General features: G+C 69.8%; 20 protein-coding genes. 12 read left to right on the top strand and 8 right to left on the bottom strand.

The window, feature by feature from the left end; all coding sequences use genetic code 11:
- Positions 1-43 precede the first annotated feature (43 nt).
- From LQ771_RS11555 to LQ771_RS11510, 10 genes are all read left to right on the top strand, one after another.
- On the top strand, positions 44-1366 hold the full coding sequence (locus tag LQ771_RS11555; RefSeq protein ID WP_231349562.1) for an ABC transporter permease: 1323 nt from the start codon (positions 44-46) through the stop codon (positions 1364-1366).
- Positions 1367-1490: 124 nt separating this feature from the next.
- The gene (locus LQ771_RS11550) at positions 1491-2705 is read left to right on the top strand and encodes an ABC transporter permease (protein ID WP_231349561.1); all 1215 of its coding nucleotides are present in this window, start codon (positions 1491-1493) and stop codon (positions 2703-2705) included.
- A 58-nt stretch (positions 2706-2763) separates the two neighbouring features.
- Positions 2764-4068, top strand: coding sequence for an ABC transporter permease (locus LQ771_RS11545; RefSeq protein ID WP_231349560.1), 1305 nt, complete (start codon positions 2764-2766; stop codon positions 4066-4068).
- Between the two features lie 10 nt (positions 4069-4078).
- The gene (locus LQ771_RS11540) at positions 4079-5308 is read left to right on the top strand and encodes an ABC transporter permease (RefSeq protein WP_231349559.1); all 1230 of its coding nucleotides are present in this window, start codon (positions 4079-4081) and stop codon (positions 5306-5308) included.
- A gap of 78 nt (positions 5309-5386) precedes the next feature.
- Positions 5387-6724 carry a sigma-54-dependent transcriptional regulator gene (locus LQ771_RS11535; RefSeq protein ID WP_231349558.1) on the top strand — a complete coding sequence of 446 codons (1338 nt, stop codon included), beginning with the start codon at positions 5387-5389 and terminating at the stop codon, positions 6722-6724.
- 152 nt (positions 6725-6876) lie between these two features.
- Positions 6877-7215 carry a hypothetical protein gene (locus tag LQ771_RS11530; protein WP_231349557.1) on the top strand — a complete coding sequence of 113 codons (339 nt, stop codon included), beginning with the start codon at positions 6877-6879 and terminating at the stop codon, positions 7213-7215.
- A 28-nt stretch (positions 7216-7243) separates the two neighbouring features.
- Complete coding sequence (locus LQ771_RS11525; RefSeq protein ID WP_231349556.1) at positions 7244-8620, top strand: sensor histidine kinase; 1377 nt, start codon at positions 7244-7246, stop codon at positions 8618-8620.
- 105 nt (positions 8621-8725) lie between these two features.
- Complete coding sequence (locus tag LQ771_RS11520) at positions 8726-9667, top strand: SPFH domain-containing protein (protein ID WP_231349555.1); 942 nt, start codon at positions 8726-8728, stop codon at positions 9665-9667.
- Positions 9668-9817: 150 nt separating this feature from the next.
- Positions 9818-10267, top strand: coding sequence for an NfeD family protein (locus tag LQ771_RS11515; RefSeq protein WP_231349554.1), 450 nt, complete (start codon positions 9818-9820; stop codon positions 10265-10267).
- Complete coding sequence (locus LQ771_RS11510; protein WP_231349553.1) at positions 10264-11529, top strand: threonine/serine exporter family protein; 1266 nt, start codon at positions 10264-10266, stop codon at positions 11527-11529. The genes LQ771_RS11515 and LQ771_RS11510 overlap by 4 nt, the downstream gene beginning before the upstream one ends.
- Positions 11530-12153: 624 nt before the next feature.
- On the opposite strand, the gene yjgA is transcribed toward LQ771_RS11510, so the two are convergent.
- Both yjgA and LQ771_RS11500 read right to left on the bottom strand, forming a co-directional pair.
- Entirely contained in the window at positions 12154-12717 is a 564-nt protein-coding gene (yjgA, locus tag LQ771_RS11505) for a ribosome biogenesis factor YjgA (RefSeq protein WP_231349552.1), read from the bottom strand.
- On the bottom strand, positions 12714-12953 hold the full coding sequence (locus tag LQ771_RS11500; RefSeq protein ID WP_231349551.1) for a DUF1653 domain-containing protein: 240 nt from the start codon (positions 12951-12953) through the stop codon (positions 12714-12716). Before LQ771_RS11500 ends, yjgA begins: the two co-directional genes overlap by 4 nt.
- A gap of 91 nt (positions 12954-13044) precedes the next feature.
- Between LQ771_RS11500 and pmbA the strand changes: the two genes are divergently transcribed.
- Entirely contained in the window at positions 13045-14397 is a 1353-nt protein-coding gene (pmbA, locus tag LQ771_RS11495; RefSeq protein WP_231349550.1) for a metalloprotease PmbA, read from the top strand.
- 205 nt (positions 14398-14602) lie between these two features.
- Positions 14603-14947, top strand: coding sequence for a DUF4870 domain-containing protein (locus LQ771_RS11490; RefSeq protein ID WP_425491350.1), 345 nt, complete (start codon positions 14603-14605; stop codon positions 14945-14947).
- Positions 14948-15049: 102 nt separating this feature from the next.
- On the opposite strand, the gene LQ771_RS11485 is transcribed toward LQ771_RS11490, so the two are convergent.
- The 6 genes from LQ771_RS11485 to LQ771_RS11460 all read right to left on the bottom strand — a co-directional run bounded on the left by LQ771_RS11485 (position 15050) and on the right by LQ771_RS11460 (position 20113).
- Positions 15050-15985: a polyprenyl synthetase family protein gene (locus LQ771_RS11485; RefSeq protein WP_231349548.1), complete on the bottom strand. Its 936-nt coding sequence runs from the start codon at positions 15983-15985 to the stop codon at positions 15050-15052.
- Positions 15945-16202, bottom strand: a complete 258-nt coding sequence (locus LQ771_RS11480) for an exodeoxyribonuclease VII small subunit (protein WP_231349547.1) — start codon at positions 16200-16202, stop codon at positions 15945-15947. Before LQ771_RS11480 ends, LQ771_RS11485 begins: the two co-directional genes overlap by 41 nt.
- Positions 16203-16596: 394 nt before the next feature.
- Positions 16597-17904, bottom strand: a complete 1308-nt coding sequence (tilS, locus tag LQ771_RS11475) for a tRNA lysidine(34) synthetase TilS (RefSeq protein WP_338030335.1) — start codon at positions 17902-17904, stop codon at positions 16597-16599.
- Complete coding sequence (locus tag LQ771_RS11470) at positions 17897-18649, bottom strand: NYN domain-containing protein (protein WP_231349546.1); 753 nt, start codon at positions 18647-18649, stop codon at positions 17897-17899. The genes tilS and LQ771_RS11470 overlap by 8 nt, the downstream gene beginning before the upstream one ends.
- 206 nt (positions 18650-18855) lie before the next feature.
- Complete coding sequence (locus LQ771_RS11465) at positions 18856-19101, bottom strand: VOC family protein (RefSeq protein WP_231349545.1); 246 nt, start codon at positions 19099-19101, stop codon at positions 18856-18858.
- A gap of 55 nt (positions 19102-19156) precedes the next feature.
- Positions 19157-20113 (bottom strand): acetyl-CoA carboxylase carboxyltransferase subunit alpha, encoded by a 957-nt coding sequence (locus LQ771_RS11460; RefSeq protein ID WP_231349544.1) that lies wholly within the window; start codon positions 20111-20113, stop codon positions 19157-19159.
- Positions 20114-20295: the final 182 nt, after the last annotated feature.

Raw genomic sequence — 20295 nt, 5'->3', positions numbered from 1 at the left:
TCCCCAGCGGGGAGGGGGAGCAGGGGACGGAGGAGCGCGCCTGATGTTCGGCTACTACCTCGACTTGGCCCTGCGCAGCCTCAAGCGCAACAAGGCGCTTACCGTGCTGATGGTGCTGGCCATCGCAGTGGGCATCGGTGCCAGCATGACCACGCTGACGGTGATGCACCTGCTCTCCGGCGACCCGATGCCCGGGCGCAGCGCCACGCTGTTCTACCCCCAGGTCGACCCCACCGACAGCCCGTCGGCGGACAGTCAGCCGCGCGACATGATGGACTACCGTTCCGCCGTGGACCTGTGGAGCGCGCAGCGGGCAGATCGCCAGGCGCTGATCGCCAGCACCGAGCTGAAGATGCGTGCGCCAGGCGTGAACCTGCCGCCGCAGATGGCACGGGTGCTCTCGACCACGAGCGACTTCTTTCCGATGTTCGCCGTGCCGTTGCGCTACGGCACCGCCTGGACGCCGGCCGACGATGCGCAGCGCACGCGCGTGGCGGTGATCTCCTCCGACCTCAACAACCGGCTGTTCGGCGGCGCCGATTCAGTCGGCCGCACTCTGCGGCTGAAGGATACGGACGTGCGCATCGTGGGCGTGCTGGCGCCCTGGCGTCCCTCGCCCCAGTTCTACGACGTGGCCGGTGGCCGCTTCTCGGAGGGCAAGACCTCGTCGTTCTACTCCAGGCCGGAGGATGTCTTCCTGCCCTTCGGAACGGCGCAGGACATCGCCGGCAACGAGTTCAACGTGTTCACCTGCTGGGGCGACCTCGAGGGGCTCAAGCATCTGCAGACCGCACCCTGCGTGTGGGTCGCGCTGTGGGTGCAACTGGACGATGCGGCCAAGGTCGCAGGCTACCGTCGCTTCGTGGCCGACTATGCCGCCCAGCAGAAGGTGCTCGGTCGCTTCGTGCACGGCGACAACACCCGCATGATGGACCTCATGCAGTGGCTGGACTTCAACCACGTTGTGCCCGGCGACGTGCGCCTGCAGGTGGTGCTGGCGTTCGCGTTCCTGCTTATCTGCCTGTGCAACACGGTGGGCCTGCTGCTGGCCAAGTTCCTGCGCCGCAGTGGCGAGATCGGCGTGCGGCGCGCGCTCGGCGCCAGCCGTGGCGCCGTGTTCGCCCAGTGTCTGGTGGAGGCCGGCATGATCGGACTGCTCGGTGGCCTCGGCGGCTGGCTGCTGACCCTGCTGGGGTTGTGGCTGGTGCGGCGCCAGCCGGTCGAGTACGCGGACCTGGTGCACCTGGACGGCGGGATGTTCCTGGCCACCTTCGTGCTGGCGGTACTGGCCAGCCTGCTTGCCGGTTTCGTGCCGGCGCTGCGAGCGAGTCGCGTGGCGCCTGGCCTGCAGTTGAAGACGCTTTGATGCGCCGTACCTGCGCGTGAAAGCCGCCACCCGGGCCGCGTGATGAAAGCCTGTGCGCTCATCCGTGGTGCGGACAGACAAGCGGTCATCCGTGGCCGCACTCCCTGAAAGGAGCCGAGAGCTCATGCAGATCCAACCCGTCCTCGCTGCGCTGCGCCGCCATCGCCTGGCCACGCTGCTGATCGTCCTGGAAATCGCGCTCGCCTGCGCGGTGCTCTGCAACGCGTGCTTCCTGATCGCCAACCGGGTGCAGCAGGTCGGCATGCCCAGCGGCGTCGACGAGGCCTCGCTGGCGGGGCTCAAGCTCACCGGCTACGACCCGGCGCAGGCCACCGACCTCAATGCGCGCGTGCTCGACGGGCTGCGCACGATTCCCGGCATGCAGTCGGTCAGCGTGATCAACGCGGTGCCGTTCGGGCAGCACGCCGGCACCGCGGGAATCAAGCTGAGCCGGGAGGCGCAGAAGATCGTCGGCGTGGTCGACTTCTACGTGGGCGGGCCGGGCAGCTTCGAGGCGCTCGGCCTGCGCGTGGTGTCCGGCCGCGGGCCGCAGACCAGCGACATGAGCGCGGTGGCCGACTTCCTGCCAAGGAGTGCGCCGGTGCTGGTGACCCGCGCGCTGGCCACGCACCTGTGGCCGGGCGCCGACCCGCTCGGCCATGTGATCTGGTGCGCCGACCGGCCCTATCGCGTGATGGGTGTGCTGGATCACCTCGCGCGGCCGAGCGGCGGCGAGGGTGGCCCGGAGACGCGGGAGTGGTCGGTGTTCGTGCCCGCGCTGCCGGGCGAGCACCTCGCCGGCGTCTACCTGCTGCGCGCCGCGCCGGGCCAGCTCGATCGCGTGCTGCGCGATGCACGCGAGCGCATCGCCAGGATCGCCCCGGAAGTGGTGGTCGATATTGAACAAAGCCAGACCTTGCCGCAGCTGCGCGACCGCTATTTCCGCGACGACCGCGCCATGGCCGGCATGCTGGTGGGCGTGATCGTCGCGTTGCTGCTGGTGACCGCGCTGGGCATCGTGGGGCTGACCAGCTTCTGGGTGGCGCAGCGGCGCAAGCAGATCGGCGTGCGTCGCGCACTGGGCGCCACGCGAAGCGACATCCTGCATTACTTCCAGACCGAGAATTTCCTCATCGTCAGCTTCGGCATCGTGCTGGGCATGGTGCTGGCTTTCGGCATCAACCTGCTGCTGATGACCCGCTACGAGTTGCCGCGCCTGCCGGTGCTGTACCTGCCGGCCGGCGCGCTGGTGCTGTGGGGTCTCGGCCAGTTGGCCGTGCTGGCGCCGGCGCTGCGCGCCGCGGCGGTGCCGCCGGTGGTGGCCACCCGGTCGGTGTGAGCCGCCGGCCCGCCACCCCCCCCCCGTACCCGTGCAGATCACCCAGGGAGCACACGGAATGTTCGCCTACTACCTCGACCTCGCCCTGCGCAGCCTGCGGCGCAGTCCCGTGCTCACCAGTCTGATGGTGCTGGCGATCGGGTTGGGCATCGGTGCCAGCATGACCATGCTGACCGTGTTGCACGTCATGACGCGCGATCCGTTGCCGGAGCTGAGCGCGCAGCTCTATTACCCGCACCTGGACCCGTTGCCGGCGAACTACCCCAGCCACAACGAGTGGGGCGATCCGAGCGACAACTTCACCTGGCCGGACGCGATGGCGCTGCTCAAGGCGCATCGCGCGGACCAGCAGGCGGCGATGGCCGGGGGCAGGGTGCTGGCTTGGCCGGTGCAGGCCGGCCGCATGCCGTTCCGGGTCGGCGGCCGCTACGCCACCGCCGGCTTCTTCGAGCTGTTCGGGCTGCGCTTCGAGCAGGGCCGGGGGTGGACCGCGGCGGATGACGAGGCGCGTGCGCGGCTGGTGGTGCTCAGCCACGCGCTGGCGATGAAGTTGTTCGGCCGGACCGACGTGGTGGGACGCACCGTGCGGCTGGGCGACGCGCGGTTCCAGGTGACCGGGGTCACCGCCGACTGGGCGCCGCAGCCGCAGTTCTATGCCGACGGCTCCGGCAGGGGCAATTACGGCGAATCGGACCGCTTCTTCCTGCCGCTGGCCACGGCGCTGGACCTGGACCTGAGCGTGAGCGGCAACCAGGCGAGCTGGAAGGAGGGCGGCAGGACCAGCGGCAACTACACCTGGCTGCAGGTGTGGGTGCGGCTGAAGGACGCCGCGCAGGCGCGCGCCTATCGCCAGTTCCTGGTCGACTACTCCGCCAGCCAGCAAAAGCTGGGGCGGTTCGAGCGTCCGCCCGGAAATGCCGCGCTGTATCCGATGATGGGCTGGCTCGCGCATCAGAAGCTGGTGCCGAACGACCTGCGCCTCCAGCTGTGGCTGGCGCTGGGGTTCCTGGTCGTGTGCCTGGTCAACATCGTGGCCTTGCTGCTGGCCAAGTTCCTGCGGCGCAGCGGCGAGGTCAGCGTGCGCCGTGCGCTGGGGGCGAGGCGGCGCGACATTTTCGTGCAGTTCGGCGTCGAGGCGGCCCTGGTGGGCAGCCTTGGCGGACTGCTGGGCGTGGCGATCGCGCAGGCCGGGCTGTGGAGCGTGCGCCAGCGCCCGGACAGCTACGCGCACGTCGCCCGCATGGATCTTTCCATGCTGGCGCTGACCGTGCTGCTGGCCATCGCCGGCAGCCTGCTGGCCGGGATGCTGCCGGCCTGGCGCGCCAGCCGCGTCGCGCCCGCCCTGCAACTGAAGGCTCAGTGAGGAACACGCCATGGCTCTGCGCCCGATTCTTTCCAGCCTTCGCCACCACAAGCTCACCGCCGGCCTGCTGGTCCTGCAGGTCGCGCTGACGCTGGCGATCGTCGCCAACGCCGCCTTCATGGTGGTCCAGCGCACGCAGCGCATCCACACGCCCAGTGGACTGGCCGAGCAGCAGCTCTCGCTGGTCCGGGTGGAAGGCACCGCCAAGGACGAGAACCACCAGGCGCGCCACGCGGCCGACCTCGATGCGCTGCGCCGGATTCCCGGGGTGCAGGCAGCTGTCGCGGTGGGCTGGGCGTTGCCCTTCAGCAGCAGCATCAACAGCTACGGTGTCTGCCCCAGCGAGGAGGCGCTCAAGCGCGCCATGGCCGCGAGCAGCCTGGACCACAGCGGTTGCCTTTCGATCGACACCTACAGTGGCAGCCCGGGCTTCCTCCAGGCGCTGGGTTTGCGGGTGATCGCGGGTCGCGATTTCATGCCCGGCGAGTACGTCACCGGCGACGTGCCCGCGATCATGCTCACGCGCGCGGCCGCGAGAAAATTCTTTGGCGACAAGGACCCGCTCGGCCAGGTGGTCTACGCCGGCAAGCAAAGCAGTCGCGTGGTCGGCATCGTCAGCGATGTCGTGCGGCCCATGTTGCGGGGCGACGGCAGCGATGGCGAGGTCATGCTCTGGCCGCAACTGCCCGACGACAACGAAACCACCTATCTGCTGCGCAGTGCACCCGCCGATCGCGCCCGGGTGCTTGCCGCCGCCACCGCGGCGCTGCAGGCGCTCGATCCGAACCGGCTGATTCCCGAGGCGGGCCGGCGCACCTACACGCAGATGCGCGAGGACTACTTCCAGCGCGATGCCACCATGATCGGCCTGCTGTTGTCCGCGGGGCTGGGGCTGCTGTTCGTGACCGCGCTCGGCGTGGCGGGCCTGGCGAACTTCTGGGTGCAGCAACGCACCCGCACCATCGGCATCCGCCGCGCGATCGGCGCCACCCGGACCGACATCCTGCGCTACTTCCAGGCGGAGAATTTCCTGATCGTGGGCGGGGGCGTGGTGCTGGGCATGATCCTGGCGCTGGCCCTGAACCTGCTGCTGATGAGCCGTTACGAACTGCCGCGGCTGCCGCTCTGGTACCTGCCGGCCGGCGCGCTCGCGCTGTGGGCGCTGGGCCAGCTGTCGGTACTGGCGCCGGCGCTGCGCGCCGCGGCGGTGCCACCGGTGGTGGCGACGCGGTCGGTCTGAAGGGCGCTTCCCCTTTGGCCAACCTGTGGCAACCTTTTGGCGTGGAGATGCATCCATGCCGACATGTGCAGGAAAAAGATGCGTACCGTCCTGATCATTGACGACAACCCCGCGGTGGGCGAGGCGCTGTCGCTGTTGCTTTCGCTGCACGACATCCGTCCGCTGATCGCGCTGACGCCGGAGGACGGGCTGGCGACGCTGGACCGCGAGCTGGTGGACGTAGTGATCCAGGACATGAACTTCACCGCCGACACCACCTCGGGCGAAGAGGGCGTGGCGCTGTTCCGCGCGATCCGCCAGCGGCACACCGACCTGCCGGTGATCCTGCTGACTGCCTGGACACATCTGGAAACCGCGGTGGAGCTGGTCAAGGCCGGCGCCGCCGACTACGTGGCCAAGCCGTGGGACGACACCAAGCTGCTGGCGACGGTGGAGAACCTGCTGGAGCTGTCCGAGTCCACCCGCGAGGTCAACCGCACCCGCCGCGAGCGCCGCCGGCGCCGCGACGTGCTGCGCCAGACCTACGATCTGGACGGGCTGGTGTTCGCCTCCGACGCGATGGCGCAGACGCTCGAGCTCGCCTGCCAGGTCGCCCGTTCGCACGTGCCGGTGCTGATCACCGGGCCCAACGGCGCGGGCAAGGAGCGCATCGCCTGCATCGTGCATGCGAACTCGCCGGTCAGGAACGGGCCGTTCGTGGCGGTCAATTGCGGCGCGTTGCCGGGCGAGCTGATCGAGGCCGAACTGTTCGGCGCCGACGCCGGTGCCTACACCGGCGCCAACAAGGCGCGCGAAGGCCGTTTCGAGCTCGCCGACGGCGGCACGCTGTTCCTGGACGAGATCGGCAACCTGCCGCTGCCCGGCCAGGTCAAGCTGCTGCGCGTGCTGGAGACCGGGCAGTTCGAGCGATTGGGCTCCGGCCGCACGCGGCAGGTCAAGGTGCGCGTGCTGTCGGCCACCAACGCCGATCTCAAGGCGATGGTGCGCGCGGGCACGTTCCGCGAGGACCTGTACTACCGCCTCAACGTCATCGAGGTGAACCTGCCGCCGCTTTCCGAGCGCACCGACGACATCGTGCCGCTGGCGGAGCATTTCCTCGATGGCCGGGCCGAACTGGGCGACGCGGCACGCGAGGCGCTGGTGAGCTATCCATGGCCCGGGAACGTGCGCGAGCTGAAGAACGCGATCGAGCGCGCGGCGCTGCTCGCGACCGACGGCGTGGTCACTCCCCAACTGCTCAACCTGCCGCAGCACACGCCGGCGGTCGCACGCAACCTGGACGAGCCCAGCCGCGAGGCAGTGGAGACCGCGCTGCACCGCGCCGATGGCGTGGTCAGCCGGGCCGCGCAATCGCTGGGACTGTCGCGCCAGGCGCTGTACCGGCGCATGGAGCGCTACGGGTTGGCGACCGGCTGAGTGCGCGCAGGGTGGGCTTCGGCCCCCGCCAGGCACCGGCGCAGGGCTGCTGGGCTGAAGTCCACCCTGCGTCGCCTGGGCGTGCATCGCGGCGGTTGCCGCTATCGAAGGGGCGCGGGATGATCGGCGCCAGTCCCCAAGGAGCAGGAACCATGCGTATCCGGATCGTCGTGTTTGCCTCCCTGTTGGCCGCCGCCGGGGCCCACGCCCAGTCGGTGCCATCGCCGACCGCCCACGCCAGCGACAGCTGGAGTGCGCCGGCGCCGGCTTCCACGGCGAGCTACCGGGCCGATGCCGCGCTCCCGGCGCAGAAGTCCAGCTCCACGTCGCACTTCAAGTTCAAGGAGCGTGACAGCCTCGCCCCGCCGCGTGCCAACGCGGCGCAGCAGCACTCCGGCAACGCCGGGGTCGGCACCATGGGCACCATGGACCGCAATGGTCGCCCGGCGGTGAACTGCCCGCAGACCCCGATGGACCCCGCGTGCCACTGACACCGCTGGCCCGGGGCGGGAGCCTCGCATGCAACTGAGATCGCTGCAGGCGCGGCTCAGCGGGCTGCTGATGCTGGCCGGTCTCAGCGGTGCGCTGGTTTTCGCCGGCGTGACCGAGTGGCCCCTGCCGCAGTTGCTCTCGTGGCTGCGCCATGACCCGAGGCTGGGCATGCACCTGCCTGCCGTGCCGGGCATCCCCGGCGGCCTGCTCGCCACGCTGATCGTGCTGTTGCCGCTGGCTTTCTGGCTGGGCGCGCAGGTGATGTCGCCGATCCGGCGGCTGCTGCGCGCGCTCGAAGGCGCGGTGGCGAGCTACCGCGACGGCGACTTCAGCTTTTCCATCGCCGCCGACCGGCGCGACGAGCTGGGCGCGCTGATCCGCATGCACAACGCGCTGGGTGCGACCCTGCGCGAGCAGCGCCAGCATCTGGTGCAGCGCGAGCTGCTGCTGGACACCGTCGTGCAGCACACGCCCGTGTCGCTGGTGCTGGCCAACGCCCAGGGACGCATCGCCTACGCCAACATCGCCGCGCGGCACCTGTTCAACGAAGGGCGCAGCCTCAACGGGCTGGACTTTGGCGAGCTGCTGCTCAACGTGCCCGAGGCGCTGCGTCGGGCGGTGGAGAGCGGCGAGGATGCGCTGCTCAGCGTGCCGATGGACGGCACCGAGGAAACCTTTCACCTGTCCCAGCGACTGTTCCGGCTGCAGGGGCGGCCGCACAAGCTCTATTCGTTGCGCCGCATGACGCGCGAGCTGTCGCGACAGGAAGTGGCGACGTGGAAGCGGGTGATCCGCGTGATCAGCCACGAGCTCAACAATTCGCTCGCACCGATTTCCTCGCTGGCGCACTCGGGGGCCGAGCTGGCCCGGCGTGGCGACCTGGCGCGGCTGCCCGGCGTGTTCGCCACGATCGGCGAGCGCGCGCGCCACCTGCACGGCTTCATCGCCGGCTACGCGAGCTTCGCCAAGTTGCCCGCGCCGCAACCGCAGGCGATCGACTGGCAGGCCTTCCTCGACAGCCTGTCGCTGCATTGCCGGTTCCGGCTGGCGGGGGAGGTGCCGACCGGGCCTGGCTGGTTCGACAAGGCGCAGATCGAGCAGGTGCTGATCAACCTGATCAAGAACGCCCACGAGGCGGGCGGCAGCGAAGAGGGCGTGACGCTTGCGCTGGCCCAGGTCGGCCACGACTGGCGTATCGAGGTGGCCGACCGCGGGCCGGGCATGAGCGATACGGTGCTGGCGCAGGCATTGTTGCCGTTCTATTCGACCAAGCGCGCCGGGACCGGCCTGGGACTGGCGCTGGCACGCGAGATCACCGAGGCGCACGGCGGGCGCATCACGCTGGCCAACCGCGAGGATGGCGGCTTGCGCGTGAGCCTGCTGCTGCCGGCCAGGAACCCGTAGCAGCGCATCCCGCGGGCCGCCGCCGGGCATTGCGCTCGCGCGCAGGGGGCGCTCCGGCAAGCCATTCGGCCACCTATACTGGCTGTCCAACCACAGGAGGGGACCATGGGCAGCATCGCGATCGGCGTAGTCATCATCGTGCTGGCGGTCATCATCATCGCCAAGCTCGTACGGATCGTGCCGCAGGGCTACGAATGGACGGTGGAAACCTTCGGCCGCTACACGCGCACGCTCAGCCCGGGCCTGCATTTCCTCGTCCCGTTCTACCAGGCCGTCGGCGCCCGGATGAACATGATGGAGCAGGTGCTGGATGTGCCCTCGCAGGACGTCATCACCAAGGACAACGCGGTCGTGCGCGTCGATGGTGTGGTGTTCTACCAGGTGCTGGACGCGGCCAAGGCGGCCTACGAAGTGGCCAACCTGGAACAGGCCTCGCTGGCGCTGGTGATGACCAACATCCGCACGGTGCTCGGCTCGATGGACCTTGATGAGAGCCTGAGCAAGCGCGACACCATCAACGCGCAGCTGTTGCGCGTAGTCGACGAAGCGACCCATCCGTGGGGCGTCAAGGTCAACCGCATCGAGATCAAGGACATCGCGCCGCCGCGCGACCTGGTCGACGCAATGGCCAAGCAGATGAAGGCCGAGCGCGAGAAGCGCTCCAACATCCTGGAGGCGGAGGGCTTCAAGCAGGCGGCCATCCTCAAGGCCGACGGCGAGAAGCAGAGCGCGATCCTGGCCGCCGAGGGCAAGAAGGAAGCCGCTTTCCGCGAGGCCGAGGCACGCATCCGCCTGGCCGAAGCCGAGGCCGAGGCGACCCGGATGGTGTCCGACGCGATCGCCAACGGCAATCTCAACGCGCTGAACTATTTCGTCGCCAACAAGTACGTCGAGGCGCTGAAGGAGATCGCGCACTCGCCGAACCAGAAGATGCTGCTGCTGCCGATGGAAGCGACCGGCATCATCGGTTCGCTGGCGGGCATCGCGGAGATGGCGAAGGAGGCTTTGTCGCAGCAGGGGACGAAGGCAGTGCCACTGCCGCGTTGAGGCGGCGGTCCAGAGCCGGAGGCCTCTCCTTCCCCTGGCCCACTCCCCGACGAACGCGGGGGCTGGGGAAAGGGCTTGCCCCGGCCGACAGCCATCGACCCGGCATCGACCGCAGGTCACCCATCGTCGCCCTTCCACCCGGAGTCCCGCATGTTCTCCACCCTCGCAATCCATCACTTCTGGTGGCTGCTGGCCCTGCTGCTGATCGCGCTGGAGGTCGCCCTGCCGGGCTACTTCCTGTTGTGGATCGGCATCGGCGCGGGCGCCACCGGCGTGCTGGCCTGGCTGTTCCCGGGGATGTCGCTGCTGGCGCAGGCGATCGCCTTCGCGGTACTCGCCTTCCTCGCCTGCGCGGTCTACGCCCGCGTGCTCAAGCCCAGGCTCCGGCGCGGCGACGCCGCCAGCGAGCGGCTCAACCGCCGCGGCGCGCAGATGGTCGGCCAGCGCTACGTGCTGATCGAGCCGATCGTCAACGGGCGCGGCAAGGCGCGCGTGGGCGACGGCGAATGGCTGGTCAACGGACCGGACCTGCCCCTGGGCGCCACCGTCGAGGTGGTCGGCGTCGACGGCAACACGCTGCAGGTGCGACCGGCCACATGAACGGCCTGATCCCGGGGGCGGCGCAGGCGCCGCTGGAAACCCGCATCGCCTTCCTGGTCGAGCTGGCGCGCCGGCTGCACCAGTACGGCACGTCGGCGCCGCGCCTGGAGATGGCCATTTCCGCGTCGGCGCAGCGGCTGGCACTGATCGCCGATGTCTGGTCCAGCCCGACCGCGATCATCATCTCCTTCGCCGACGCAGGCGCCGAGGAAGGGCTGGCGCAGGTGACGCAGGTGATGCGGTTGCCGCCCGGCGACGTGCACCTGGCGCGGCTGTGCGAGGCCGATGCGATCGCCGACCGTGCCATCGCCGGGGAACTGGGCCTGCGCGAAGGCTTCCGCCTGCTGCGCGAACTGGGCCGGCCGGAGACGCGACGGGCGCAGGCCGGCGTGGTCGGCAGCTACGGCCTGTCGGCGGCGAGCGTGGCGGCGTTGTTCCTGCACAGCTCCTGGGCCGACCTGGGGGTGGCCGGAGCGATCGGCCTGCTGATCGGCCTGATCACCGTGCTGGCGGCCACGCGGCCGCGACTGGCGGCCGCCAGCGACGCGATCTGCGCGCTGGTGGCCACCGCCGGCGCGATCCTGGTCAGTGCGTTCATCGTGCCGCTGGCGATCAAATCGGTGGTGCTGGCTGCGCTGATCGTGCTGGTGCCGGGCATGTCATTGACTACGGCCGTACGCGAGATCTCCAGCCAGCACCTGACATCGGGCATGGCGCGCCTGGGCGGGTCCATCGCGACCCTGCTCAAGCTGACCTTCGGCACCGTGGCGGCCAGCCAGTTGTGCGCGGCCTTCGGGGTCACCGCGGGCACGTTTGCGCTGCAGCCGCTGCCGCGCTGGATGGACTGGCCGTCGCTGCTGATCGGCGCGCTGGGATTCGCCATCCTGTTCCGTGCGGCCCGGCGCGACTGGATCGTGGTCGTGGCGGCGGTGGCGGTCGGCTACCTCGCCACGCGCTGGGGCGGCCTGTTATCGCACGCGGTTCCCGGCGCGCCATTCGGCGTGTTCCTCGGCGGGTTGTTGCTGGGAGCGATGGCCAACCTCTATGCGCGTTATCTGCACCGGCCCGGCGCGGTGGTGCGCGAGCCCGGGATCATCTTGCTGGTGCCGGGCAGTGTGGGGTTCCAGAGCGTGTCCTATCTGTTCGAACGCGACACGACGCTGGGCATGGACAGTTTCATCCTGCTGATCACGCTGCTCATTTCGCTGGTGGCGGGCCTGTTGTTCGGAGATCTGCTGGTGTCGCCGCGGCGGTCGCTCTAGTGGCGGCGGGGGCTTCTTTGGCGAAGAGGCTCGGAGAAGAGCTCCGGAACGAAGAGCTCTGGAGCGAAGAGCTTCGGAGCGAAGAGCTTTCGGACGCCTTTGCGCCCGAGTCACTTTCTCTTGCTTGCCCAAGAGAAAGTAACCAAAGAGAAGGGTACCCCGATGGCGCGCCCTTCGGGTGCGCGGGCGGGTGGCGGGGTTTTTCGACGGGGCTTCCTGCCCCGACGAAAAACTGGCCGGCGTCCTGCCGGCCACCCTTCGGGCTGATCCGCCACCCGCCCGCCGCGCCATAGGGGCCGGAAGAGCAGCGCGCTTGCCGCGCGCACTTTTCAATGAAGCCGAAGCGCAGAGCAGGGAGCAGAGCCGGAGCGCAGAGCCAGAGCGCAGAGCAGAGCGCAGAGCAGGGCGCAGAGCAGGGCGCAGAGCCCGAACGCGGTGCTGGGCGAGCTGGAGTTCAGGGCTGGAGTGCAGGCGAAAGCTCAGGGTGCGAGGCCCGGACTGCTTTCGACGCGAAGGGCTTGGAGGGAAGTGCTTGCGAAGAACCAGCTCCCTCTCCCCTCTGGGGAGAGGGTTGGGGTGAGGGGTGGGGCTCGCCTCGGCGTATCCGCCAGGGTGGCGGGTGTTTCAGTCCTCGATGTCCTCGCCCTCGTCGCCCGCTGCTTCCTGTTGCAGTTCCTTGAGCAACTGGAAGATCTCCCGGTACGCCCGCGGCGGCTTGTTCGCGGCGCGTTCGCTGCGCGCCTGGCGAATGAGCGAGCGCAGGTGCTGGCGGTCGACGGAGGGGTGGTCGGCGATCAGCGTGGCGGCGGCTTCGTCGTCCTCGAGCAGTCGCTCGCGCAGCGTCTCCAGGCGATGCATGGCGGCGGTCTCCTGGCGCTGGCGTTCGCGGTTCTCGCCGAGCTCCGCGCGCGCGCTGTCGAACACCGCCTCTTCATGGCGGCGCATCTTCTTGGCCAGGAACGCGAGCTGCCGCTTGCGCGCGATGTGCGAACTGATCCGGCGCACGTTGGCGACCTCCTCGCGCACGTCCTCGGGCAGATCGAGCTTGGCCAGGCGGCTGGGTGGCAGTTCGACGAGCTGGTTGGCGAGTGCGAGTACGGCCAGCGCCTCGCGACGCTGCTGGGTGCGGCTGGGACCGTAGTCCTGTTCGTCGAGTTCGGTCTGGTTGCGGCTTCGGCTCGGGCTCACGGGTTTTCCATCAGGTCGGATTGGCTGGGCGACTCCAGCGCGAAGCGGGGCACGGGCTCGCCGTCGACTGTGACGGTTTCCGCGAACATGGCCATCGGGCGCACCCACAGGCCGTGCCCGCCATACAGCGCGCGGTAGACGACCAGCTCCTCCAGCGTCTCGCTGTGGCGGGCGATGCCCAGCACCTGGTAGCGCTGGCCCTTGTAGTGTCGGTAGATGCCGGCGACCGGTGGCATGCGCGCTCCTTTTGATCGGTCAGGGGCGACCCCATGTCCGGAAGTCGTGCAGTGTTTCGCCGCCCATTCTACCCGCCTGAAGGAACACCCCGTGAGTGCAGCCGTCCTGTCCGCCGACATCAGCCACCAGGAACTCGACCGCCTGGCCGGGCTTGCCGAGGATGTCATCCACCGCGCACGTGCCGCCGGTGCCAGCGCCGCGGAGGTGGCGGCAAGCATCGACAGCGGGCTCAACGTCAACGTGCGCCTGGGCGAGGTGGAGACAGTCGAGCACACGCGCGACCGCGGTTTCGGGCTGACCGTGTACTTCGGCCAGCGCAAGGGCACCGCCAGCACCGCCGACCTCAATCCGGCCTCGATCCAGGCCACCATCGACCAGGCGTGCGCGATCGCGCGCTACACCGAGGCGGACCCCGCCGCAGGCCTGGCCGACGCTTCGCGGATGGCAAGCCATTTCCCCGACCTGGACCTGTGGCATCCCTGGCAGATCGACACCGCCGGGGCGATCGCGCTGGGCCAGCAGATCGAGGCGGCTGGCCGCGCGCACGCGGGCATCACCAATTCCGACGGCGCCGCCGTGCAGGCGGGCGAGAGCCTGTCGGTGTATGCCAATTCGCACGGCTTCGTCGGGCGCGAGCGCGCCACGCGGCATGCGCTTTCGTTGTCGCTGATTGCGGGCGAGGGCGACGGCATGCAGCGCGACTACTGGTACGACTCGGTGCGCGACGCCAGCGACTTCATGAGCGCGCAGGCGCTCGGCGACAAGGCGGCCCGGCGCACGCTGGCGCGGCTGAACTCGCGCAGCCTCGGCACCCGCCAGTGCCCGGTGCTGTTCGTGCCGGAGATCGCGCGGGGGTTGATCGGGCACCTGGTCGGCGCGGTGAGCGGCGGCGCGCTGTACCGGCGCGCCAGCTTCCTGCTCGACCACGCCGGCCAGCGCGTGATGCCCGAGTGGATGAACATCGTCGAACGCCCGTTCCTGCCGCGCGGCATGGGCTCGGGTGCGTTCGACGCCGAGGGCGTGGCCACGGCGGACAGCGCGCTGGTGGAGAACGGGGTGCTGGCCCGCTACATCCTGGGCAGCTATTCGGCCCGCAAGCTGGGTCTGGAGTCGACCGGCAACGCCGGCGGCATCCACAACCTGCTGGTCGAGCCCGGCCAGGACGACTTCGACACGCTGCTCAAGCGCATGGGCACCGGCCTGGTGGTGACCGAGGTGATGGGGCAGGGCGTGAGCACGCTCACCGGCGACTACTCGCGCGGTGCGGCGGGCTTCTGGGTCGAGAACGGGGAAATCGCCTTCCCGGTGGAAGAGATCACCATCGCCGCCAACCTGCGTGACATGTTCGGGGGTATCGTGGCGGTGGGCAGCGACGTGGACCGGCGGGCGCAGATCCTGACCGGTTCGATCCTGCTCGACCGGATGACCGTCGGCGGCCAGTAGCCTTTGGCCTATGGCGTCGCCGCGTGGCTTTGCTAGCATCGCGGCACCGGCGACAGGCCGGCATCATCGAAGGAAAGAGGAGCCTGGCATGAGCGTTCCACCCGATTCCGTCGCCCCGCCCCCGCCGCCTCCGGGCGAGCCGGTCCCGCCGCCGGAGCCGTTCGACTCGGCCGGCATGCCCAGCCACGAGGAGCGCCAATGGGCGCTGTTCGCCCACCTTTCCGCCTTGGTGGGTGGCCTGCTCACCGGCGCCTTTGCCGGCCTGGGCTGCTTCATCGGCCCGCTGGTCATCTGGCTGATCAAGAAGGACACGATGCCTTTCGTGGACGATCAGGCCAAGGAGGCGCTGAACTTCAACATCACCCTGGCCATCGTCGGCGTGGCGCTGTTGCTGCTGACGTTGATCACTTTCGGCTTCGGCGCGTTGCTGACGGTGCCGGTCGGCATCCTGATCGGCATCGCCTGGCTGGTGTTCACGATCATTGCCGCGATCAAGGCGAACGAGGGCGAGCGGTACCGTTATCCGTTCACGCTGCGGCTGATCAAGTAACCCCACGGGTGGGCGCTCGGCCCACCCGGCTCTCCTGTAGGAGCGCACCTGTGCGCGACCGCAAGCATCCCGGTCGCGCACAGGTGCGCTCCTGCAGTGCTTCTAATGGGAGCGATTGGCGGCGTAGAGCGCCAGCTCTTCGAGCAGCACCCCACGATCGCCGAACGGCGCGATCGCCTGCAGCGCGGTGGCGATCAGCTCCGCCAGCCGCGCACGCGAGGCGTCCAGTCCGATGATCGAGGGGAAGGTCGGCTTGTCGGCCGCCGCATCCTTGCCCGCGGTCTTGCCGATCACGGACGATTCGCCCTCCACGTCGAGGATATCGTCGCGCACCTGGAAGGCCAGGCCGACGGCTGTCGCGTAGCGGTCCAGCGCCTCGAGCGCGTTCGCGTCCGCGCCGGCGGCGAGCGCACCCAGCCGGACGGCGGTACGGATCAAAGCGCCGGTCTTGCAGGCGTGCATGTGTTCGAGTTCGTGCAGCGTGAGCTTGCGGCCCACGGCCGCCAGGTCCAGCGCCTGCCCGCCGGCCATGCCTTCGGCGCCGCAGGCACGGCCCAGCACGCGCAGCATCTCCAGCGCGCGGGCGGCATCGGCGCCGGCGTGCGGATCGTGGGCGAGGATCTCGAAGGCAAGCGCCTGCAGCGCATCGCCGGCGAGGATCGCCATCGCTTCGCCGAAAACGATGTGGCAGGTGGGACGGCCACGGCGCAGTGCATCGTCGTCCATTGCCGGCAGGTCGTCGTGCACGAGGGAGTAGGCGTGGATCAGTTCGACCGCGCAGGCGGGTGCGTCCAGCTCGCTGCCATCGGTGCCCAGCGCGTGGCCGGCGGCATAGACCAGCAGCGGGCGCAGCCGCTTGCCGCCGCCCAGCACCGCGTAGCGCATGGCCTGATGCAATGTCAGCGGCGGCTGTTGCTCGGACGGCAGCACGCACGCCAGTGCGGCGTCGGCGCGCGCGGTCAGCGCGAGCAGCCGGGGGCCGAGCAGGGACGGCGCGTCAGGTTGCGGATTCGAAGGGTTCGGCGTCGTCGGGCGCATCGGGATCGAGCAGCAGGCGCACGCGCAGTTCGGCCTTGTCGAGGGCCTGCTGGCAGTGACGGTAGAGGCCGATGCCGCGCTCGAAGGAGGCCAGCGATTCGTCCAGGCTCAGCTCGCCGCCTTCCATCCGCGCCACCAGTTGCTCGAGCTCGTCCAGCGAGTGCTCGAAGTCGGCGACGGATGGGGTTTCCGCGGGGGCGGGAGCGGGTTTGGCCATGGGCCGCAACGCTAGCGCAGCGGGGGGTTGGAATCAATGTTTCCGGGCGCGCGGCCTTTATGGACAGGGTCGTAACGCTTTCCCAAACCCCCACGGCGCTCGAACCCCCTCCCTCCGGGACAGGCGGGTTAGGGTTCGGGCGGAGCGGGGTGCATCGGCGGGCGCCGGACCCTCATCTCAACCCTCGCCGGAGAGGGAGAGGGGCTCCATCCTCCGGCGCGCCCGCCCATTCCGTTCGATCCGCCCCGAGGCCACGAAAAATCGTTCGTGCTGCGTGGGCGCGTAGCGCCGACGTCGAAGTCCACCGTCGAAGCGCGGCCCCCTCCTCCGCGAGCGAAGCCGACAGGCGGGAGCGGGAGCGAAGAGCGCGCGCTGGCTGCTCCCCGATTGCGGCTCAACCCGATGGCCGCCAGCACGGCTGCGCGCCCGCGGCATCGAACAGCATTGCGCCGCGTGCCGTGCGCCAGAGGTCGGCCACCGCGATGAGTTCGCCTTCGGCGTAGAGCAGCGGGCAGGCTTCGCGGTGCCACGGTGGCAACCCGACCTGCTGGAAGAGGTCGCGCAGTTCGCGGGTATGCCGGTCGCCGGCGGGCTTGATGCGCTCGCCACCCCGGCGCAGGCGCACGACGATCGGCGTGGCAAGGTGCGCCGCCGGAGTGAGCACGAGCTGCCCGCCATCCGGCAGCTCCAGTACGTCGCCGTCCCAGCGGGCCTCCCATCGCGGATCGATCGGCGGCCGCGGCGCGCGTGCCCACAAGCGACCCTTCCAGATGTGCAGTTCCACGCCCGGCCAGCGCACGCACGGCTGCTGGCCGGGACGGGCATGGCACTGGCGCTCGATCTGCCGACGCTGCGCGGCCGTGGGCGCGGGCAGGCCCCTGGCGTGCAGCCAGTGGTCGAGCAGGGGCTCGCGCAGGGCAGGGTGGAGGGCAAGCCAGCCTTGGGCATGAAGGCTCCCGCCGGCGGCGTCGTGCAGGGTGCCGAACGCCTCGAGCCAACGCGCGCGCAAGGCCTCGTCCGCGGCGCGGCACAGCGCGGCGCTGTGCAGGATGGAATCGACGGCATGCGGCCAGTGCCGGTGCAGGCGCGGCAGGATCTCGTGGCGCAGATGGTTGCGCGCCAGCGAGGTGTCGCGATTGGAGGGGTCGTCGACGCAGGACAGTGCATGGGTCTCGACGTAGGCGCGCAACACCTCGCGCGGCAGGTCCAGCAGCGGGCGCCAGAGCCGGCCCCGGCCAAGCGGACGGATTGCCCGCATGCCACCGAGTCCCTGCGGGCCGGCGCCGCGCAACAGCTTGAGCAGCACCGTCTCGGCCTGGTCGTCGCGATGGTGCCCCACCAGCAGCCACTCGCCCGCTTGCAGCACGTCGGCGAAGGCGCCATAGCGCGCATGCCGCGCAGCCGCTTCCAGGCCTTCGCCGGCGGCACGTGCCACCTCGACCCGGCGCACCTCGCAGGCGACACCGAGCGAAGTACAAAACGCCGCCGCCTTCCCGGCCCAGGCGCCGCTCTCCGGATGCAGCCCATGGTCCACGTGCAACGCGCGCAGGCCGCGTGCGCGCGCCTGGGGCAGCGCCGCCAGCGCGTGCAGCAAGGCCGTGGAATCCGGTCCGCCGCTGAAGGCCACGCACAGCGGTCCGTCCGGATGATCCTCGAGTGCCCGGCGCAGCGCGTCCGGCAGCATGCGTGGGCTGCTACTCACGGGCGGCCGGTTTCTTCTTGTTGCGCACGTAGATGTGCTTGCCGTTGCCGAGCTGGCGGTCCTCGGTATCGAACAGCCCGATCGCACCGATGAGGCCACTCAACTTGCCATAGCCCCAGTTGCGCGAATCGAACTCCGGCGCGCGCTTGCTGACCATGCTGCCGACGGCGCCCAGGCCGGCCCAGCCGGTATCGTCGGCGGCGTCCTCGATGGCGTTGCGCAGCAGGTTGACCAGCCGCGTGTCCTGGCGCAGCTCCTGCGTGTTCAGGCGCTGCGTGGGCTCCGCCGGTTTTTCGTTGTCGCTGTCCGGCTTGCCGAGCACGTCGGTGAAGATGAACTTGTCGCAGGCGGCAACGAACGGCGCCGGCGTCTTGCGCTCGCCGAAGCCGTACACGGTCAGGCCCGATTCGCGGATGCGCCCGGCCAGGCGGGTGAAGTCGCTGTCGCTCGAAACGATGCAGAAGCCGTCGAAGCGACCGGTGTAAAGCAGGTCCATCGCGTCGATGATCATCGCCGAGTCGGTGGCGTTCTTGCCCTTGGTGTAGCCGAACTGCTGGATCGGCTGGATCGACAGGTCCAGCAGCCTGTCCTTCCAGCCACGCAGGTGGTTGTCGGTCCAGTCGCCATAGGCGCGCTTGACGTGGGCGGTGCCGTAGCGGGCCACTTCGGCGAGCAGGCCTTCGGCCAGGCCGGGCTGGGCGTTGTCGGCGTCGATCAGTACAGCGAGCTTGGCGTGGTCGGCCATGGCGATGCCCTTTGGGAGGGACCTCGATAGTAACCGCGGACGGTATGGCTTCTGTAGGAGCGCACCTGTGCGCGACCGGACGCCTGCGGGTCGCGCACGGGTGCGCTCCTGCAGGTTCAGCGGGAGAAGTTGAGTTCGATGTTCAGACCGCAGGGATCGCTGAGGAACAGCTGCACCTGGGCCGGGTCGCCGAGTTCGTCGACCTGCTAGGCCAGCCCGGCCGCATCCATGCGCGCGCGGGTGGCGGCAAGGTCGGCGCAGGCGAAGGCCAGGTGGTTGAGGCGGCCGGTCGAGGCAGGGGAGGCATCACCGCGGCCGGCGGTCGTCAGGTGCAGCACGTCGGTTTCGCCGGCGTGGAGGCAGTGCCCGCGCGAGCCGGAGCGGAACGCCGGCCGCGGGCCTTCGTGCAGGCCTGCCACGCCGACATGGAAACGGCGCTGGCGCTCGATCATGGCCCTCCGGCGCGCGGGTGTTCGCGTGGGCGAAGCCGCGCGCGCCGCCAGGGGCTTATTCCGCGTAGGCGCCGTAGCCGCGCAGGCGCCTGTAACGCTGCTCCAGCAGGTCCGGTGCGGCGATGGCTTCGAGCTCGTCGAGCTGGTTCATCAGCACGGCCTTGAGACGGACCGCCATCGAGCGCGGGTTGCGGTGGGCGCCGCCCAGCGGCTCGCGGACCACTTTGTCGACCAGGCCGAGCTCGTGCAGGCGCGGCGCGGTCATGCCAAGCGCTTCGGCGGCGTCGCGCGCCTTGTCCTGGCTCTTCCAGAGGATCGAGGCGCAACCTTCGGGCGAGATCACCGAGTAGGTCGAGTACTGCAGCATGTTCACCCGGTCGCCCACGCCGATCGCCAGCGCGCCGCCGGAGCCGCCCTCGCCGATCACCGTGCAGACGATCGGGGTCTTCAGGTCGGCCATCTCCAGCAGGTTGCGGGCGATCGCCTCGCTCTGGCCGCGCTCCTCGGCACCCACGCCCGGATAGGCTCCGGGGGTGTCGATGAAGGTCAGCAGCGGCAGGCCGAAGCGCTCGGCCATCTTCATCAGGCGCAGCGCCTTGCGGTAGCCCTCCGGGCGCGGCATGCCGAAGTTCCGACGCACCTTGGTCTTGGTGTCGCGGCCCTTCTGGTGGCCGATGATCATGACCGGCCGGCCGTTGATACGGCCCAGGCCGCCGACGATGGCGGCGTCGTCGGCGAAGGCGCGGTCGCCCGCAAGTTCCTGGAACTCCTCGCAGATCACGCCGATGTAGTCGAGCGTGTAGGGTCGCGCCGGATGGCGCGAGAGCTGGGTGACCTGCCACGAGTTGAGGTTGCGGAAGATCTCCGCGGTCTTGATCTTGAGCTTCTCGCGCAGGCGCGCGACTTCCTCGTCGATGTTGAAGGCCTGGCCATGGCTGGCGTGGCGCAGTTCTTCGATCTTCGCTTCCAGTTCGGCGAGCGGTTGTTCGAAATCGAGGAAGTTAGGGTTCATTCGCGGGCGGTTCGGGACGCTGAGCTGGGCAGTATAGCCGGGGTGGGTGCAAAGGCGGGAACGCGGGCGTATGGCAACCACCGTTCGCCCTGAGCGTAGCGGAGCGGAGTCGAAGGTCCGTTCGCGCCGGGGCAGCCCGTCGACTTCGGCCCTTCGGGCCTACGCTCAGGTCGAACGGGTGA

Origin of the sequence: Frateuria soli (assembly GCF_021117385.1) — a bacterium.
In the GTDB taxonomy this organism is placed as follows: domain Bacteria; phylum Pseudomonadota; class Gammaproteobacteria; order Xanthomonadales; family Rhodanobacteraceae; genus Frateuria_A; species Frateuria_A soli.
The sequence above is the reverse complement of the archived record's forward strand: the minus strand, read 5'-3'. Positions and strand labels throughout refer to the sequence as shown.

Bases quoted from the DNA above. Each gene is read 5' to 3' on its own strand.
- LQ771_RS11465 (WP_231349545.1), bottom strand. From the start codon at position 19,101: ATGATCGAGCGCCAGCGCCGTTTCCATGTCGGCGTGGCAGGCCTGCAC.
- LQ771_RS11485 (WP_231349548.1), bottom strand. From the start codon at position 15,985: ATGCGCCCGACGACGCCGAACCCTTCGAATCCGCAACCTGACGCGCCG.
- LQ771_RS11515 (WP_231349554.1), top strand. From the start codon at position 9,818: ATGTTCTCCACCCTCGCAATCCATCACTTCTGGTGGCTGCTGGCCCTG.
- LQ771_RS11500 (WP_231349551.1), bottom strand. From the start codon at position 12,953: ATGCCACCGGTCGCCGGCATCTACCGACACTACAAGGGCCAGCGCTAC.
- LQ771_RS11510 (WP_231349553.1), top strand. From the start codon at position 10,264: ATGAACGGCCTGATCCCGGGGGCGGCGCAGGCGCCGCTGGAAACCCGC.
- LQ771_RS11525 (WP_231349556.1), top strand. From the start codon at position 7,244: ATGCAACTGAGATCGCTGCAGGCGCGGCTCAGCGGGCTGCTGATGCTG.
- LQ771_RS11520 (WP_231349555.1), top strand. From the start codon at position 8,726: ATGGGCAGCATCGCGATCGGCGTAGTCATCATCGTGCTGGCGGTCATC.
- LQ771_RS11550 (WP_231349561.1), top strand. From the start codon at position 1,491: ATGCAGATCCAACCCGTCCTCGCTGCGCTGCGCCGCCATCGCCTGGCC.
- LQ771_RS11480 (WP_231349547.1), bottom strand. From the start codon at position 16,202: ATGGCCAAACCCGCTCCCGCCCCCGCGGAAACCCCATCCGTCGCCGAC.
- LQ771_RS11545 (WP_231349560.1), top strand. From the start codon at position 2,764: ATGTTCGCCTACTACCTCGACCTCGCCCTGCGCAGCCTGCGGCGCAGT.
- LQ771_RS11460 (WP_231349544.1), bottom strand. From the start codon at position 20,113: ATGAACCCTAACTTCCTCGATTTCGAACAACCGCTCGCCGAACTGGAA.
- LQ771_RS11535 (WP_231349558.1), top strand. From the start codon at position 5,387: ATGCGTACCGTCCTGATCATTGACGACAACCCCGCGGTGGGCGAGGCG.
- LQ771_RS11555 (WP_231349562.1), top strand. From the start codon at position 44: ATGTTCGGCTACTACCTCGACTTGGCCCTGCGCAGCCTCAAGCGCAAC.
- LQ771_RS11530 (WP_231349557.1), top strand. From the start codon at position 6,877: ATGCGTATCCGGATCGTCGTGTTTGCCTCCCTGTTGGCCGCCGCCGGG.
- LQ771_RS11540 (WP_231349559.1), top strand. From the start codon at position 4,079: ATGGCTCTGCGCCCGATTCTTTCCAGCCTTCGCCACCACAAGCTCACC.
- LQ771_RS11470 (WP_231349546.1), bottom strand. From the start codon at position 18,649: ATGGCCGACCACGCCAAGCTCGCTGTACTGATCGACGCCGACAACGCC.